At 59.2% G+C, this 15,935-nt stretch carries 19 protein-coding genes; 6 read left to right on the top strand and 13 right to left on the bottom strand.

The features are described from left to right. Window positions 1–36 precede the first annotated feature (36 nt). The gene (gene groL / locus AC1Q5O_RS00330) at window positions 37–1,683 is read left to right on the top strand and encodes a chaperonin GroEL (RefSeq protein ID WP_105736257.1); all 1,647 of its coding nucleotides are present in this window, start codon (window positions 37–39) and stop codon (window positions 1,681–1,683) included. Window positions 1,684–1,793: 110 nt separating this feature from the next. Here groL and AC1Q5O_RS00325 read toward each other — a convergent pair whose 3' ends face one another. The 3 genes from AC1Q5O_RS00325 to AC1Q5O_RS00315 form a co-directional block, all read right to left on the bottom strand. Then, window positions 1,794–2,195 (bottom strand): type II toxin-antitoxin system VapC family toxin, encoded by a 402-nt coding sequence (locus AC1Q5O_RS00325; protein ID WP_492561536.1) that lies wholly within the window; start codon window positions 2,193–2,195, stop codon window positions 1,794–1,796. Further along, window positions 2,192–2,446 (bottom strand): AbrB/MazE/SpoVT family DNA-binding domain-containing protein, encoded by a 255-nt coding sequence (locus tag AC1Q5O_RS00320; RefSeq protein ID WP_492561535.1) that lies wholly within the window; start codon window positions 2,444–2,446, stop codon window positions 2,192–2,194. Before AC1Q5O_RS00320 ends, AC1Q5O_RS00325 begins: the two co-directional genes overlap by 4 nt. 73 nt (window positions 2,447–2,519) lie before the next feature. Beyond that, window positions 2,520–2,927 carry a winged helix-turn-helix transcriptional regulator gene (locus tag AC1Q5O_RS00315; protein ID WP_403170093.1) on the bottom strand — a complete coding sequence of 136 codons (408 nt, stop codon included), beginning with the start codon at window positions 2,925–2,927 and terminating at the stop codon, window positions 2,520–2,522. Window positions 2,928–3,019: 92 nt separating this feature from the next. On the opposite strand from AC1Q5O_RS00315, the gene AC1Q5O_RS00310 reads away from it, so the two are divergent. Together AC1Q5O_RS00310 and AC1Q5O_RS00305 are read left to right on the top strand one after the other, a co-directional pair. Further along, window positions 3,020–3,580 (top strand): NADPH-dependent FMN reductase, encoded by a 561-nt coding sequence (locus AC1Q5O_RS00310; RefSeq protein WP_492561534.1) that lies wholly within the window; start codon window positions 3,020–3,022, stop codon window positions 3,578–3,580. Between the two features lie 71 nt (window positions 3,581–3,651). Continuing rightward, the gene (locus tag AC1Q5O_RS00305; RefSeq protein ID WP_223611686.1) at window positions 3,652–4,332 is read left to right on the top strand and encodes a glutathione S-transferase family protein; all 681 of its coding nucleotides are present in this window, start codon (window positions 3,652–3,654) and stop codon (window positions 4,330–4,332) included. A gap of 9 nt (window positions 4,333–4,341) precedes the next feature. Here the strand turns inward: AC1Q5O_RS00305 and AC1Q5O_RS00300 are convergent, their stop codons facing one another. The 3 genes from AC1Q5O_RS00300 to AC1Q5O_RS00290 form a co-directional block, all read right to left on the bottom strand. Continuing rightward, window positions 4,342–4,695 (bottom strand): VOC family protein, encoded by a 354-nt coding sequence (locus tag AC1Q5O_RS00300; RefSeq protein WP_492563040.1) that lies wholly within the window; start codon window positions 4,693–4,695, stop codon window positions 4,342–4,344. A gap of 10 nt (window positions 4,696–4,705) precedes the next feature. Further along, window positions 4,706–5,113 (bottom strand): SRPBCC family protein, encoded by a 408-nt coding sequence (locus AC1Q5O_RS00295; RefSeq protein WP_223611688.1) that lies wholly within the window; start codon window positions 5,111–5,113, stop codon window positions 4,706–4,708. Window positions 5,114–5,182: 69 nt separating this feature from the next. Continuing rightward, entirely contained in the window at window positions 5,183–5,959 is a 777-nt protein-coding gene (locus tag AC1Q5O_RS00290) for a helix-turn-helix domain-containing protein (RefSeq protein ID WP_492561533.1), read from the bottom strand. 159 nt (window positions 5,960–6,118) lie between these two features. On the opposite strand from AC1Q5O_RS00290, the gene fumC reads away from it, so the two are divergent. Together fumC and AC1Q5O_RS00280 are read left to right on the top strand one after the other, a co-directional pair. Continuing rightward, window positions 6,119–7,510, top strand: a complete 1,392-nt coding sequence (gene fumC / locus AC1Q5O_RS00285; protein WP_463011682.1) for a class II fumarate hydratase — start codon at window positions 6,119–6,121, stop codon at window positions 7,508–7,510. A gap of 108 nt (window positions 7,511–7,618) precedes the next feature. Further along, the gene (locus AC1Q5O_RS00280; RefSeq protein WP_464662804.1) at window positions 7,619–8,026 is read left to right on the top strand and encodes a DoxX family protein; all 408 of its coding nucleotides are present in this window, start codon (window positions 7,619–7,621) and stop codon (window positions 8,024–8,026) included. A 63-nt stretch (window positions 8,027–8,089) separates the two neighbouring features. Here the strand turns inward: AC1Q5O_RS00280 and msrA are convergent, their stop codons facing one another. The 6 genes from msrA to AC1Q5O_RS00250 all read right to left on the bottom strand — a co-directional run bounded on the left by msrA (window position 8,090) and on the right by AC1Q5O_RS00250 (window position 13,543). After that, complete coding sequence (gene msrA, locus AC1Q5O_RS00275; RefSeq protein WP_492561532.1) at window positions 8,090–8,776, bottom strand: peptide-methionine (S)-S-oxide reductase MsrA; 687 nt, start codon at window positions 8,774–8,776, stop codon at window positions 8,090–8,092. Between the two features lie 22 nt (window positions 8,777–8,798). After that, entirely contained in the window at window positions 8,799–9,293 is a 495-nt protein-coding gene (gene msrB, locus AC1Q5O_RS00270) for a peptide-methionine (R)-S-oxide reductase MsrB (RefSeq protein ID WP_472461717.1), read from the bottom strand. A 112-nt stretch (window positions 9,294–9,405) separates the two neighbouring features. Beyond that, window positions 9,406–10,104, bottom strand: a complete 699-nt coding sequence (hisG, locus tag AC1Q5O_RS00265; RefSeq protein WP_492561531.1) for an ATP phosphoribosyltransferase — start codon at window positions 10,102–10,104, stop codon at window positions 9,406–9,408. Further along, window positions 10,101–11,231: an ATP phosphoribosyltransferase regulatory subunit gene (locus AC1Q5O_RS00260; protein WP_492561530.1), complete on the bottom strand. Its 1,131-nt coding sequence runs from the start codon at window positions 11,229–11,231 to the stop codon at window positions 10,101–10,103. Before AC1Q5O_RS00260 ends, hisG begins: the two co-directional genes overlap by 4 nt. Window positions 11,232–11,237: 6 nt before the next feature. Then, entirely contained in the window at window positions 11,238–12,752 is a 1,515-nt protein-coding gene (gene hisS / locus AC1Q5O_RS00255; protein WP_492561529.1) for a histidine--tRNA ligase, read from the bottom strand. Between the two features lie 143 nt (window positions 12,753–12,895). Beyond that, window positions 12,896–13,543, bottom strand: coding sequence for a DNA-3-methyladenine glycosylase I (locus tag AC1Q5O_RS00250; RefSeq protein WP_492561528.1), 648 nt, complete (start codon window positions 13,541–13,543; stop codon window positions 12,896–12,898). A 195-nt stretch (window positions 13,544–13,738) separates the two neighbouring features. On the opposite strand from AC1Q5O_RS00250, the gene AC1Q5O_RS00245 reads away from it, so the two are divergent. Then, window positions 13,739–14,533: a L,D-transpeptidase gene (locus AC1Q5O_RS00245; protein ID WP_492561527.1), complete on the top strand. Its 795-nt coding sequence runs from the start codon at window positions 13,739–13,741 to the stop codon at window positions 14,531–14,533. A 76-nt stretch (window positions 14,534–14,609) separates the two neighbouring features. Here AC1Q5O_RS00245 and glcF read toward each other — a convergent pair whose 3' ends face one another. Continuing rightward, window positions 14,610–15,935: a glycolate oxidase subunit GlcF gene (glcF, locus tag AC1Q5O_RS00240; RefSeq protein ID WP_492561526.1), complete on the bottom strand. Its 1,326-nt coding sequence runs from the start codon at window positions 15,933–15,935 to the stop codon at window positions 14,610–14,612.

Below are 15,935 nucleotides of genomic sequence, written 5' to 3'. Positions count from 1 at the left end.
TTCGATCAAACCGGGTTCAATCCCAGGAGAGATAAAATGGCTGCCAAAGAAGTAAAATTCGGCCGCGACGCGCGTGAGCGCATGCTGCGCGGTGTCAATATCCTTGCGGACGCTGTCAAGGTAACGCTCGGCCCGAAAGGCCGCAACGTCGTTATCGACAAGTCCTTCGGCGCTCCGCGCATCACCAAGGACGGCGTAACCGTTGCCAAGGAAATCGAACTTGAAGACAAGTTCGAAAACATGGGCGCACAGATGGTCCGTGAAGTCGCTTCGAAGACGAACGACATTGCCGGTGACGGCACCACGACTGCGACTGTTCTGGCCCAGGCAATCGTTCAGGAAGGCGGCAAGGCTGTTGCTGCCGGCATGAACCCGATGGACCTGAAGCGCGGCATTGATCTTGCTGTTGCAGAAGTCGTCAAGCAGCTCGGCAAGAGCGCCAAGAAGATCAAGACTTCGGAAGAAGTTGCGCAGGTTGGCACGATCTCTGCCAATGGCGAGACCGAAATCGGTGAAATGATTGCCAAGGCAATGCAGAAGGTCGGCAACGAGGGTGTTATCACCGTCGAAGAAGCCAAGACCGCTGACACCGAACTCGAAGTCGTCGAAGGCATGCAGTTCGACCGCGGCTACCTCAGCCCATACTTCGTCACCAACCCTGAAAAGATGGTTGCTGACCTCGAAGACGCCTACATCCTTCTGCACGAGAAGAAGCTGTCGAACCTCCAGGCTCTCCTGCCGGTTCTCGAAGCTGTCGTCCAGACTTCCAAGCCGCTCGTCATCATCTCCGAAGACGTCGAAGGCGAAGCTCTTGCAACGCTCGTCGTCAACAAGCTGCGCGGCGGCCTGAAGATTGCTGCCGTCAAGGCTCCTGGCTTCGGCGATCGCCGCAAGGCCATGCTGGAAGACATCGCGATCCTCACCGGTGGTCAGGTTATTTCCGAAGATCTCGGCATCAAGCTCGAAAGCGTTACGCTCGACATGCTCGGCCGCGCCAAGAAGGTGTCGATCACCAAGGAAAACACCACGATCGTTGACGGTCATGGCAAGAAGGGCGAAATCAACGCCCGCGTCGGCCAGATCAAGCAGCAGATCGACGAAACCACTTCCGACTACGACCGTGAGAAGCTGCAGGAACGTCTTGCCAAGCTCGCTGGCGGTGTTGCCGTTATCCGCGTTGGCGGTGCAACGGAAGTTGAAGTGAAGGAAAAGAAGGACCGCGTCGACGACGCTCTCAACGCAACACGTGCTGCTGTTGAAGAAGGCATCGTTCCCGGCGGTGGCGTTGCCCTGCTCCGCGCTTCGGCAAACCTGACACTCAAGGGTGCAAACTCCGATCAGGACGCTGGCATCAACATCGTTCGTCGTGCGCTGCAGGCTCCGGCTCGCCAGATCGCAACGAACGCAGGTGACGAAGCTTCCATCGTTGTCGGCAAGATCCTTGAGAGCAAGAAGGAAACCTACGGCTACAATGCGGCCAATGGTGAATATGGCGATCTGATCGTCATGGGCATCGTTGACCCGGTCAAGGTTGTTCGTACGGCTCTGCAGGACGCAGCATCGGTTGCCGGTCTTCTTGTTACGACAGAAGCCATGATCGCCGAAGCTCCGAAGAAGGACAATGGCGGCGCGCCCCAGATGCCAGGCGGCGGAATGGGCGGCATGGGCGGTATGGACTTCTAATCAGTCCACGCCAATCACATACGGAAAAGGCGGGCCTTGGCCCGCCTTTTTTGTTGTCTGTATTTTAAGCAGCGTTCTATCGAAGAGGATTATCGCTCGGTTACGGCCTGTTAAGCCGATAGGAGCTTTACCGACACGCCACTTGCTCCAATGAGAGTGGCAGCAGTTTTATCGAAAGTGACAAATACTTCACCGCCCAATCGCTGCCCTTCGAAGGCGATCACGCCATCGGCAAAGTCACCACCCGCGTCGAGCACCGCAAGACCGGCCTCGACGGCAGCTTTGGCGGAGGCCACATTTTCGCTTTCGGTCAATGCACGCACGGCTCGCGCAATATCGCTTCGATCAAACTTATAGCCTCTGGCGAGCACCCAGCAGAATTCACACAGGGATGTCGTGCTGACAGCCACCAATTCAACGTCTCTAAGCAGGTTGGCTGCGGTGGCGGACTGGGCCGGATCGTCTTGAACAACGGCCCTGAGGAGAACGTTGGTATCAAGCGTGGCCTTCATTTTTTGAGACCAGTCCATCCGTCGGCAATGATCTCATTGATCTCTTCGACGCTGAGCGGTTTTTGATCCGGGCGGCTTAGAAGTCCGATAAAATTCTCGATAGAACCATGCCGCTTGGCGGCATGAACCTCAACCTTTCCATTGGGCAGAAGCTCCGCCACAATTTTGTCGCCGGGCTGCACACCCAGATGCTGAAGGACATCTTTTCGAAGAGTAACCTGGCCCTTTGCCGTCACTGTCAGTACGCTCATCACATCGCCACCTGTTTAACGCACAACAAAGTAAGGCATTTTTACCTTACTTTCAAGAGTGGTGGTGAACGCGTTACTCCGCCGCTTCCGCGAATGAGGCGGCGATGTCAGCCACGCCGGTGGCGTTGTCGAACCGTGCCCGCGCATTGGCGATACGTTGCTCGTTTTGAATGGCAAAATCTGCCAGCCCGCGAACCGGCACCAGCAGTTCACGGCCAAGATCGGTAAGCTCGTAATCCACGCGCGGCGGAATGGTCGGATAGACGGTCCGGGTGACGAAGCCGTCACGCTCAAGCCCGCGCAACGTGCTGGTCAGCATCTTCTGCGAAATTCCGTTGATGGTTCGTTTCAGCTCGTTAAAGCGCATTGAACCATTGCCCAGATAGTTGATAACCAGCACGGTCCATTTGTCACCGACACGGGCCAGAATGTGATTCACCGCCGTACAGGCAGAGGTTACTTGGAAGTGCTTCGGTTTCAAAAAAGTGCCTCCTTGCGGGTATTTTCAACAGTCACTTATATAGCGCCAGTAACCAATAGTTACCACAGCAAAAAACCTGAGGAATTCTGAATATGACGAAACTGAAGATCGGCATCATCGTTGGCAGCACGCGCATTGGCCGCTTTGCCGAGTTCCCGGCGAAATGGATCGCCGACGTTGCGGGCAAACGCGACGATGTCGCGGTCGAAATCCTCGATCTCATCGACTATCCGATGGCGTTTTTCGGTGAAGAGCGTGCGACCACGGAACAGAGCGAGACGGCGGAACGCTGGAAGAAGAAGCTGCGTGAATTCGATGCCTATGTCGTTACGGTCGCCGAATACAACCACGCGCCAACGGGCGTGCTGAAGAACGCGATCGATCTTGGCGACTTCATCCACAAGCCGGTCGGTTTCGTCGGTTATGGCGGTGTCGGCGGCGCACGGGCCATCGAGCACCTGCGCGGGATTTTCGTCGAGATGAGTGCAGCCTCGGTCAAGACAGGCATCCACATCTCGTTCCCGGAATATCTGAGCGTGGTCAAGGGTGAAAAGACGCTTGACGATTATGCCCATCTGAATGAGGCAGCCACCAACCAGCTCGATCAGCTCGTCTGGTGGGGCAAGGCCCTGAAGGCAGCGCGCTCCGCATAAGTTCCAAAGGGCGGCCGTTTCGACGGTCGCCCTTTTTGCTTGTTCAGCCATCACGAATAGGGAGACCCGCCATGACCAAGAAACTTACCCTGATCAGCCATCTCCTTTGCCCCTACGTGCAGCGCGCGGCGATTGCACTTGCGGAAAAAGGCGTGCCCTTCGAAAAGATCTACATTGATCTCAATGCCAAGCCGGACTGGTTCCTCAAAATATCGCCGCTGGGCAAGGTCCCGCTGCTGAAGGTGGAACAGGACGATGGCTCCGAGGCTGTCCTGTTCGAAAGCACGGTCATTGCCGAATATATCGAAGAGACTGAAGGTGAACCGCGCCTGCATCCGGACAATGCCCTCGAGCGCGCCCGCCATCGTGGCTGGATGGAATTCGGCTCGACCATCCTTTCGGATATCTGGTCACTGGAAACCACAGGGGATGCCGCGCTGTTCAACGACAAGCTTGCGACACTGAAAGCCAAGTTTGCCCGCCTCGAAGAAGTTCTCGGCGACGGGCCGTTCTTTGCCGGCAAGACATTCAGTCTTGTCGATGCGGTGTTCGCCCCTGTCTTCCGCTATTTCGACACCTTCGACACACTCACGGAACATGGCGTGTTTGCCGCTTACCCGAAGGTCCGGGCGTGGCGCCAGGCCCTGTCGGAACGTCCGAGCGTCAAGGCGGCGGTCACGCCGGAATATCCGCAGCTGCTGCGCCAGTTCATGGAGCGCTACGACGCGCACATGCTGAAGCTGGCCGCCTGAACGGGCTGCCTATTTGTCGGACCAGACCGCGAGTTCATAGCCATCCGGGTCGGCGAAGTGAAAGCGCCGCCCGCCGGGGAAATCAAAAACAGGCTTGACGATTTTCCCACCAGCGCTTTCGACACGTTTCTGGGCACCGGCAAGGTCATCGGCGAACAGAATGACCAGCGGGCCGCCGGTTCGCACGTCACCGCCGGCAGCAAAGCCGCCCGTGAGATTGCCATCGGAAAATTCACAATACTCCGGACCGTAATCCTTGAAGGTCCAGCCGAACGCCTCGCCATAGAATGCGCGCATGCGGCCGATGTCGCTGACGTTGAATTCGATATAGTCGATCCGTTTGTCCCTGCCCGATTGAGCCATCATTCGCCCTTCATATCTGCTGCGTTTCCAAAACGGCTTTCAATGCCGTCAAATCTCTCAAAACCCATGCGGCGTCTTCCGCAAACTTGCCCTCGCTCATGTCAGGCATGCGGAACAGCGTGAAACTGACCTCGCAGCCATCATTGTTCGGGATCACGCGCAACGGCACATAGACCTCCTCGCCGGTTTCCGTCATAACCCAATGATCCAGGACCCCATAGGCATTCAACGGGGCGAAGCGGATGCGCAGTTTCCCGACCGGCCCGTCCGCAAGCCACTCATCACCAAGCTTTTGCAAACCGGATGCCAGCCCGGATGCCCATTTCGGCACATTCTCCGGATTGGACGCGAAGTCGTAGACCGCATGCCAATCCCGTTCGATGGAAACCTGTAGAGTTCGCGAGTCACGCGTCACCACGGCCTGTCCTCCCCATTTGCATGTTACCTATCGCTTATCGCACCGGCCTGTCTTGAACAAAACGGCCAATCAGGCCGCCATCTGCTGCACGACATCGCCGGGCGATATGCCCGCCAGCGCTTTTACCTCCCGGCTCAAATGCGCCTGATCGGCATAATCCGCCTCAAATGCCAGCATGCCAAGGCTGCTTTCCGGCGTACACTGTGCCAAACGGAGGAAATGCTGGAAGCGCAGGATGCGTTCGAGTGTTTTCGGACCATAGCCGAAATGCGTCCGGCAGTGCCGCCGCAACGTGCGTTCGCTCATATCGAGAAGCCTGGCGAGCCGGGATACGTGCGACCCCTCACCCACCCGGCCGAGCGCCGAAAAGGTACGGGACATGGCCTCATCGGGCCGGTCCATCGAACCCGCCATTGCGGCAATAGCCGTTTCCAGCCGTTGCATTGCCTCTGTCTCCGATTGTGCCGGGCTCAGCGTGTTCACAAGCGCCTCGGCTTTTGCACCCCACAATTCGCCGAGATCAACCCGCAATCCCACAAGTTCGGACATGGGCAGGCCGAGCCATTTTGCGGCAGCGCCCGGCGCGAAACGCATGCCGACAACGCTCTTTATGCCGGGATCAACCACATGGGGTGCGATATCGGGACCGGCCACGCTCAAACGGCCTTGCGACCACAGAATATCGACGCAACCATCGGGGACAACGGTCACCGGCTTTCCCGCCGCATGCGGGCTTATATGGCTCCAGACGCAGAGAAAATGCGGCTTCAGCGCCGCCTGGGGCACCGACTCACGATACTGTCCCGAGCAATTGGCAAGAACAGGCATCTCCTGGGGTGAATTCATGGGTAACCTTGCCGAAATTTTCATTTGCGCAGAACGCCGTATAATCGATTTTATCCCATTGCCGAACGATTTCCAGAACAACATTCTCCTGGCAAACCTTGCCTCGCGCGGAGGTTAGCAGTAGTTCTTCCGGCAACTTCCAACAGGATAGAAAGCACGATGAGCAATACCCGCACCGAAACAGATACGTTTGGTCCCATCGAAGTCGCCGCGGACAAATACTGGGGCGCGCAAACCGAGCGCTCGCTGCATAATTTCAAGATTGGCGGCGAAAGAATGCCGATCCCGCTCGTCCGCGCCCTTGGCATCGTCAAGCGTGCTGCCGCCGAGACCAACATGGCGCTCGGCAAGCTCGACGACGTGACCGGCCGTGCCATCACCGTTGCGGCGGAAGAAGTCATCGAAGGCAAGCTGGACGATCATTTTCCGCTCGTCGTCTGGCAGACCGGTTCCGGTACCCAGTCGAACATGAACGCCAATGAAGTCATTTCCAACCGCGCCATCGAGATGCTCGGCGGGGAAAAGGGCTCGAAGAAGCCGGTTCATCCCAACGATCACGTCAACATGAGCCAGTCGTCGAACGATACGTTCCCGACCGCCATCCATATCGCCACTGCCGTCGAGGCGACCAAGCGGCTCTATCCTGCCCTTGACCATCTGACGGCTGCCCTGGCGAAGAAGGAAAAGGCCTTTGCCGACATCATCAAGATCGGCCGTACGCATACGCAGGATGCGACACCAGTCACGCTCGGCCAGGAATTCTCCGGCTATCGCGCCGCTTTGGAATATGCCCGCAAGCGCATCGAACAGAGCCTTGCCGATGTGTTCCTGCTGGCACAGGGCGGCACAGCCGTCGGCACCGGCCTCAATGCCCCTGTTGGCTTCGATACCGGCTTTGCCGAAGCCGTGTCGGATATCACCGGTCTCAGCTTCAGGACAGCACCGAACAAGTTCGAAGCGCTTGCCAGCCATGGCGCGCTCGCCAACTTCCACGGCAGCCTGAACGCGCTTGCCACCGATCTCTTCAAGATCGCCAACGACATCCGCTTTTTGGGTTCAGGCCCCCGCTCCGGCCTCGGTGAATTGAAGCTGCCGGAAAACGAACCGGGCTCGTCGATCATGCCAGGCAAGGTCAACCCGACGCAGGCGGAAGCGCTGACGATGGTCGCGGCACAGGTATTCGGCAACCAGACGACAGTTACCGTCGCCGCCAGCCAGGGCCATTTCGAGCTCAACGTGTTCAAGCCGGTCATTGCGCTCAACGTCCTGCAGTCGATCCGCCTGCTTGCGGATTCGATGGTGTCCTTCGCCGACAATTGTGTCGAGGGCATCGAAGCGGACGAAGTGCGCATCAAGGACCTGCTCGAGCGTTCCCTGATGCTGGTCACGGCGCTTGCGCCCGCCATCGGCTACGACAATGCAGCCAAAATCGCCAAGACCGCCCACAAGAACGGCACGACCTTGCGCGAGGAAGCACTGGCCAGCGGCCACGTTTCGGCCGAGGATTATGACCGTCTCGTTCGTCCAGAACGCATGATCGCACCGGAATGAGAAGAGAAAATCATTTCATTGTGAACAATGCGTCGAGAAAATAGTGGCTTTGTTTGACAATCGAATTTAGGTATTCGGTTGTCACGACAAACTCTGGAGAACGATCCCATGTCAGACAACGCACTTGCCAACTCAACAACGTCCAGCAATGCCATCGCCACACTGATCAGCCGCATTCTGCTGACCCTTTTGTTCATCCCGGCGGGATATGGCAAGCTGACCAACCTGGCCGGTACGGCTGAATATTTTGCAGCCAAGAGCCTGCCGCTGCCAACCGTAACAGCTGCTGTCGTCGGTCTCGTCGAACTCGTGGGCGGCCTTGCCGTTCTCTTCGGCTTCCAGACACGCTACGCAGCCATTCTTCTCGGCCTCTTTACGCTCGGCGCCGCCTATGTCGGTCACTGGGCACCCTTCGAAAGCATCCAGTTCTTCAAGAACCTGGCTATCGCCGGCGGCTTCTTCGTTCTGGCCCAGCATGGTGCAGGCACACTTTCGGTCGATGCCAAGCTTCGCTGAAATCGGTCCATCTTCCATGGAAAAGGCCGCTTGACGCGGCCTTTTTATTGTCCCGGTTGCCCGTCAGTTTGACGCTTTCGCCTCGCTGACCAGAACAGGTTTGTCCCGGTAGTCCTGCGGGAAGAGTTTGCTGAGGCCCTCGATCTTCGGCAGATCATAATAGGCGATATAGGGCTGCGAGGGATGCAGCGTCGCGTAGTCCTGATGATAGCCCTCCGCGGGATAGAACTTGTCCAGAGCGGAAATCTTGGTGACGATCGGTCCCGAATAGGCCTTTGCCTTATCCAATTGGGCGATATAGGCGCTGGCAATCTTCGCCTGATCCTCATTCGTGGTGAAAATCGCCGAGCGGTACTGCGTTCCCGAATCCGGGCCCTGCCGGTTCAACTCTGTCGGATTGTGCACCACGGAGAAATAGACCTGCAGGATCTTGCCGAGGCTGACCACCTTGGGATCGAACGTCACCTCGACGGATTCCGCATGGCCGGTGTTGCCGGAACTGACAATCTCGTAGCTCGCGGTTTCCTTCTTGCCGCCGGAATAGCCGGACACCGCATTGGTGACACCCTTCAGATGCTGGTAGACACCCTGCACGCCCCAGAAGCAGCCGCCGGCGAGAACGATCGTTTCCGTCTTCGCGGTTGCCGCCTGGTCCATGGCGGGTGGCGGAACCATGGTGATGCTTTCGGCAAAGGCAGTGACCGGCGTGAAGATGAGGCAGGAAGCGAGCAGAATTTGACGCAATTTCATATCGATAATCCTTTCCCGGATATCAGGCGGCGGCTGGTTTGAAGGTAAGGGCGACGCCGTTCATGCAATAGCGCAGACCGGTCGGCTGCGGCCCGTCGTCAAAGACATGGCCCAGATGGCCGCCGCAGCGGTGGCAGTTGACGGCGGTGCGTGTCATGCCGAAGGAACTGTCCGACACTTCCGTCACAGCACCCTTGATCGGCGCCCAGAAACTCGGCCAGCCGGTGCCGCTGTCAAATTTGGTGTCGGAATCGAAGAGCGGCAGATCACACCCGGCGCAGGCAAATGTACCCTTGCGCTTTTCGTGGTTGAGCGGGCTGGTGAACGGGCGCTCCGTGCCTTCCTTGCGCAGCACATCATATTGATCTGCGGTGAGCAGCTTCTTCCATTCTGCATCCGTATGCTCGACTTCAAAAGTACCGGCTGCATAGGCTTTGGGCTGGGAGGAAAAGCGCGCGGCAATCAGCGCTCCAAGCCCCAGAACAGCTCCGCCAAAAAGCGATCGGCGTGTCATCATGACAAAGTCTCCCTGAACAGGATGACCGAAACATATCAGTCATCTCGTTGGGAAATACGTATGAGCGGCCGTAAAAGTTACAAAGCCACGTGATATCACGGATAGTTGATGCTTAGCCGCGCGCTATCGCCGCCCGTATGCGTTGCGCCAGAGCCGCAACCGCCGCGGGATCGGCACTGCGGCGCGAGGAAACGAGGCACGCCTCGGATTTGAGGATGATGCCGTCTTCCAGAACCTTGAGGTGATTGGCCTGCAGGGTCGAGCCCGTCGAGGTGATATCGACGATGATATCGGCGGAGCCGGATGCCGGAGCGCCCTCGGTGGCGCCAAGGCTTTCAACGATGCGGTAGACCTGGATACCATGCATCTGCGAGAAAAACTGCTGGGTCAGGCGCCAGTATTTGGTGGCGATCCGCAAACGCCTGCCGTGACGCTGGCGATACTCGGCCGCCACATCGTCGAGGTCAGCCATCGTCGACACGTCGTACCAGACCTCGGGCACGGCCACGACCACATCCGCATGGCCGAAGCCAAGCCGCGCTTCGATCTGCACGCGCTCGTCGGCTGCCGACAGGCTCTCACGGATGAGGTCCTCGCCGGTTACCCCGAGATCAACGCTGCCATAGCCAAGCTCACGGGCGATTTCCGAGGCCGACAGAAACAGGATGTCGATCCTGCTGTCACCCTTGACCTGTGCGCGATAGTTGCGCTGATCCTTGGGCAGGATGACTTTCAGCCCGGCTTTTTCAAGGACCTCAAGGGCCTGTTCCTTGAGGCGGCCCTTGGAGGGAAGCGCAAGGGTAATGGTCATCGCGCATCTCCGGCAATTTTCTCCAGCCGGTCGAGCCAGATCGAAAAACCGACGCCGGGAATGGAATCGACAGCGCCAAGCATGGTCAAAAGCCGGTCATAGCGCCCGCCGCCGACAATGGCGCCAAGATCAGGACTGGCGAGCGCGCGGGTCTCGTAGACAAGCCCGGTATAATAATCGAGCGGACGGCCAAAAGCGGCATCGTAGACGATGTTTTCCTGCTCGATCCCGGCTTCGCACACGGCGACAACCCGAGCTTCGAACTGGTCGAGCGCCGGTCCGAGATCGAACTCATTGGCCCGCGAGAAAGTGTGCAGGTGAGACGAAGCAGCCTGCAGCGGCACCCGGATGGCGAGAAATGTTTCGAGCGCGGCAAAAGCCTGCGCCGGCAGCTTGACCGAGGCCAGATTGGCTTTTTCGATCAGACGGCGCGCAATTTCATGCGGACTGCGCCCGGCGCCCGGCGAAATACCCGCCACCTGCATGTCCTGTTCCAGCGCGGCGGCAAGTCCGGTCTCGTCACCGTCGGCGACCAGCGCGGTGAGGTGTTCGGGCAGAGAACCGTTCTTCTGGCTGGACGAGAGATCGGCGAGCAGGCTCTTCAGCTGACCCGGATTGCCAAAGGCGCGCGCCAGCTTTTTCTGCCAGCCGCGCGGCAGGCCGAGTGCCGCGAGAACCGCTTCGAAAATCGCCTGATCGCCGAGCAGCGTTTCGAGTTCGGCCTTCGGTGCGACAAGACGGATGGAGGCAATGGCATCGGCCAGCGAACGGGCATCCGCACGAGCGCGGTTGGCATCGCCCAGATCTTCGATCCCGGCCTGAAAGAATTCGTTGCCGCCCTCGCGCCGCTGGCGGAACACTTCCCCCAGATAGGCATAACGCTTGGGCGTCGCGGCATTGAGCTCGATATGGTTGCGGCAGACCGGAATGGTGAATTCCGGGCGCAGGCACAGGCTCTGGCCGTTCTCGTTCTCAGTGAGGAAAATCCGGCGGCGCAAGTCCTCGCCTGCCATGTCCAGAAACTGGTCAGCCGGTTGAATGACCGGAATATCCACAAGCTCCGCATCCCGCGCGGAAATCAGCGCGGCAAGGTCACGGGCAAAGACAGGAGCGCGGGAACCGGTCATAGCGGATCAGCCAGCCTTCAAGGCGTTGGCGCGATCCTCAGCCTGGGCTTCGAGAATCTTGCGCACTTCCGCGACGAGATCGCTTTCCTTGGCAGTGATCTGCGCCTGACGGCCTTCACGCCACACGGTATTGTCCTCGATCTCGGCCGAAAGACGCGCACCTTCGATCAGGTCCTTGATCTGCACTTCGCCATTGTCACGTTCCTGCGAACCCTGAATGATCACACAGGGTGCGCCACGCCGATCCGCATATTTCATCTGCGGCTTCATGCCGGAACCGCCGAGATACATTTCGGCGCGAATGCCCGCCTGCCGCAGGTCCGAAACCATCTTCTGGTAGCGGCCGAGGCTTGCCGTGTCGCGGTCCATGACCAGCACGACCACCGGCCCGACATTATCCGACGTGTCAAGCTTGCCAAGGTTCTTCAGCGCCGTCATCAGACGCGATACACCGATGGAAAAGCCCGTTGCCGGGGTGGGTTCGCCGCGGAAGCGCGACACCAGACCGTCATAACGGCCGCCGCCGCCAACGGAACCGAAAACAACCTTTTCGCCCTTCTCATTGGTCACGTCGAAGGTTAGTTCGGCTTCAAAGACCGGGCCGGTGTAATATTCAAGGCCGCGCACCACGGATGGATCGATGCGGATGCGCGCGCCATAACCGGCAGCCGAGGACAGAGCCTCGATGGTAGCCAGTTCGGCAACGCCTTCGACACCCTTGTCGTTTCCGGCGACAACGGCTTCCAGATTGGCAATGGTCTCACTGCCATTGGCACCACCGGCTGAGGTAAATGCCAGCACCTTGGCGATCGCCGCCTCGTCGAGGCCCGCGCCCTTGGTGAAGTCGCCGCTTTCGTCGAGACGGCCTTTACCGAGCAAGAGACGCACGCCGTCGACACCGAACTTGTCGAGCTTGTCGATGGCGCGCAGCACGACCAGACGCTGGCCCATCTTGTCATCGCCGCCCAGCCCGATGGACTCCAGCACACCGTCCAGCACCTTGCGGTTGTTGACGCGGATGACATAATCACCGCGCTTGATGCCGACAGCTTCCATCACGTCAGCCATCATCATGCACATTTCCGCATCCGCCGAGACGGAGGGCGCGCCGACCGTATCGGCATCGAACTGCATGAACTGGCGGAAACGGCCGGGACCCGGCTTCTCATTGCGGAACACCCAGCCCGCACGGTAGCTGCGATAAGGCTTTGGCAGGCTCTCGAAATTTTCGGCCACAAAACGCGCCAAGGGCGCCGTCAGATCGTAGCGCAGCGACAGCCACTGCTCGTCATCGTCCTGGAAGGAAAACACGCCCTCGTTCGGCCGGTCCTGGTCGGGCAGGAACTTGCCGAGCGCATCGGTATATTCGACGAGCGGTGTTTCCACGGGCTCGAAACCGTAGAGGTCGTAGACCTTGCGGATGTCGGCCATCATCGTTTCGGCAGCACGCAGATCATCGGGAACCCGATCCACAAAACCGCGCGGCAGCCGCGCCTTCAACCTGTCTGCCTTCGTTGTCATGATTTTGATCCGATGCCTTGAAGTATCAACTTTGAATTGGAGTTTGCTCTAACCGATCAGGGCATGGAGGGCAAGGAATTACCGGCTCGCAATTGCCGCAGCAAAGCAAGCCCGCATGCCGTTTTCAGTTTACTACAGGTGGATCAGACAGGCCGTTTGAAATTGGCGCGGATTTTTTCGATCTCCGCCCGGCACTTGCAGCCTTCCACATGGTCGTTCACCAGCCCCATGGCCTGCATATGCGCATACATGGTGGTGGGTCCGACAAAGCTGAAACCGCGTTTCTTCAAATCCTTGGAGAGGCGCACCGACGCCGGTGTCGTGGGATTGGCCATCAGCGTGCCATAGTCGACAATTCTGGGCCGCTCCTCAACAGGCGGTTCAAAGCTCCAGAAATAGGCGGCAAGCGAACCTTTCTCCTCAAGGAGTTCAAGGACGCGTCTGGCGTTGTTGATGGTCGAGGTGATCTTGCCGCGATGGCGGATGATCCCGGCATTGGCCAGCAGCCGCTCGATATCCTTCTCGCCATAGCGGGCGATGCGCTCGAAATCGAAGCCGTCGAACGCCTCGCGGAAGTTTTCGCGCTTGCGCAGGATGGTCAGCCACGACAATCCCGATTGAAAGCCTTCCAGGCATATCTTTTCAAACAGGCGGCGGTCGTCCGTGACAGGACGTCCCCACTCGTGATCGTGATAGTGGATATATTCCGGCAGCGCTCCGGGCCAGGAACATCTGGTCTCGCCGTCCTCGCCCGTCATCAAACCCGTCTTTACCGGCGCTTCGTCTGTCATCTGCCTATCCTTCCGGAACGTGTTCACCTGGCATTAACCAGTGACCGAAACCATCCGGTAACCACAACAAATAGTTTCCGGAAAGAATCGCTTTTTATTGATCCTCGTTCACTTTTTTCTACCGCCACGCGCGCAAACTCAATCCGAAACCTGACAAATCCTGTCAGGAGCGTTGATTGCCAAGAGAATTGCCCGATGAAGACCGCATTGCTGCTTGTCACCTCCTGCCTGACCGCCTTTACAGTCCACGCCAATGCCAGCGAGCGCTACGCGACCCGGCCGCCGGTGGTGATGAGCCCCGACCTTTCCGCGCCGTGGGTGATGCAGTTGCGGGAACGCCCCGTTGGCACCTCGGTCAATATACGCGACCGCGTTGTCCTGAGCGACCCGCCGGCACGCGGCACAAGCATGCATCGCCGCGAAGCACGCCGTCCCGCCCGGACCGAAGAGGCGGCCAACCCGGCCGTACGCGAAGTGTCATTCCGCCGCCCGGCAGAACCTGCCGCCGAAGCGCAGCCCAAAAAGCGCGCCATGGACCCGAAATTCCTGCCGCAGACCGTTGCCTATAGTGGCCCGCAGGCGCCCGGTACCATCGTTATCGATACCTCCCAGCGGTTCCTCTTTCTTGTCGAAGCCGATGGCCAGGCCCGCCGCTATGGTGTTGGCGTCGGCAAGGAAGGCTTTGGCTGGAACGGCACCAACAACATCACCCGCAAGGCGGAATGGCCGGACTGGCGCCCGCCTGCTTCGATGATCGAGCGCGAGAGAGAAAAGGGCAAGGTTCTCCCGGTTCACATGGAAGGCGGCCCGGCCAACCCGCTCGGCGCCCGCGCGCTTTATCTGGGCAATACGCTGTATCGCATTCACGGCACCAACGCGCCCTGGACGATCGGCCACGCCGTCTCCAGCGGCTGTATCCGCATGCGCAATGAGGATGTCACGGATCTCTACGAACGCGTCAAGGTCGGCACGAAAGTCGTTGTGATGTGAGAGTTAGTGGGGACGGCACCGGGGGCGGTGCCGAAACTGGGCGGTGGTTCCGATGGAGCCACCGCCTTTCTTTTGCCTACTCGGCAGCGCGCAAGACAGGCGCAGGCACACCTTCCGGCCGCGGTCCGCCATAGACCCAGTCCAGCAATTCGACCGTATGGACGATGGGCAGCTTCGCCGCGCTGGCAATCTGGGTGATGCAGCCGATATTGCCTGTCGCAATGACGCTGGCGCCCGTCGCCTCGATATTTTTCACCTTGCGGTCGCGCAGCGTGCGGGCAATCTCCGCCTGCATGATGTTGTAGGTCCCGGCGGACCCGCAGCAAAGATGCCCCTCGGCGGGCTCGCGGACGGTAAAACCGGCGGCTTTCAGCAGATCCTTCGGCTGCCGTGTCAGCTTCTGGCCATGCTGCATCGAACAGGCGGAGTGATAGGCGACGACGAGATCTGCCGGTTGCGACGGCGCAGGCAGATCGAGGGTCGTCAGATATTCGGTGATATCCCTGGCAAGCCCGGAGATGACAGCCGCCTTGTCACGGTAGTCCGGATCGAGCCGCAGCATATGGCCGTAATCCTTGATCGTCGTGCCGCAGCCCGACGCCGTGACGATGATGGCGTCGAGCCCACCCGCGTTCAACTCACGTGTCCAGACATCGACGTTGCGGCGGGCATCATCCAGCGCAGCCTCGTCGCGGCCCATATGGTGGACGAGGGAGCCGCAGCAGCCCTCGCCCTTCGGCACGACGACTTCAACGCCGAGACGGGTCAAAAGGCGGATCGTCGCCTCGTTGATGCCGGGTTTCAGCACCGGCTGGGCGCAGCCGGTCAGGATGGCGACACGGCCCCGCTTTTCCAGCGCCGGCGTGTACAGGCCCGGCTCGGCAAAGCGTGATTTTGCCGGAACGGATTTCGGCGCGAGGTCAAGCATGGCTGCAACCGGTTTCAGCGCCGGGATGGACCGGAACAGCGGCGCCAATGGACGGCCGAATTTTGCCGCCGTCAATGACAGCCGGAAGCGCTGGGGATGCGGCAGAACAAAAGCCAGCAGCGCCCGGATGAAACGGTTCATCGCCGGGCGTTTATAGGTTTTTTCGATGTGGGCACGGGCATGATCGACCAGATGCATGTAGTTCACACCCGACGGACAGGTGGTCATGCAGGCAAGGCAGGACAGGCAGCGGTCGACATGCTTGACAATCTGCTCATCGGCAGGACGGCCATTTTCCAGCATGTCCTTGATGAGATAGATGCGCCCGCGCGGGCTGTCGAGTTCGTTGCCCAGCGTGACATAGGTCGGGCATGTGGCGGTGCAGAACCCGCAATGGACGCATTTGCGCAGGATCTTTTCGGATTCGGCAACACCGGGGTCAAGCAACTGCTGCGGGGTGAAGTTGGTCTGCAT

This window comes from Phyllobacterium sp. MT110 (genome assembly GCF_058792715.1).
This window is presented reverse-complemented; position numbering and strand designations above follow the sequence as displayed.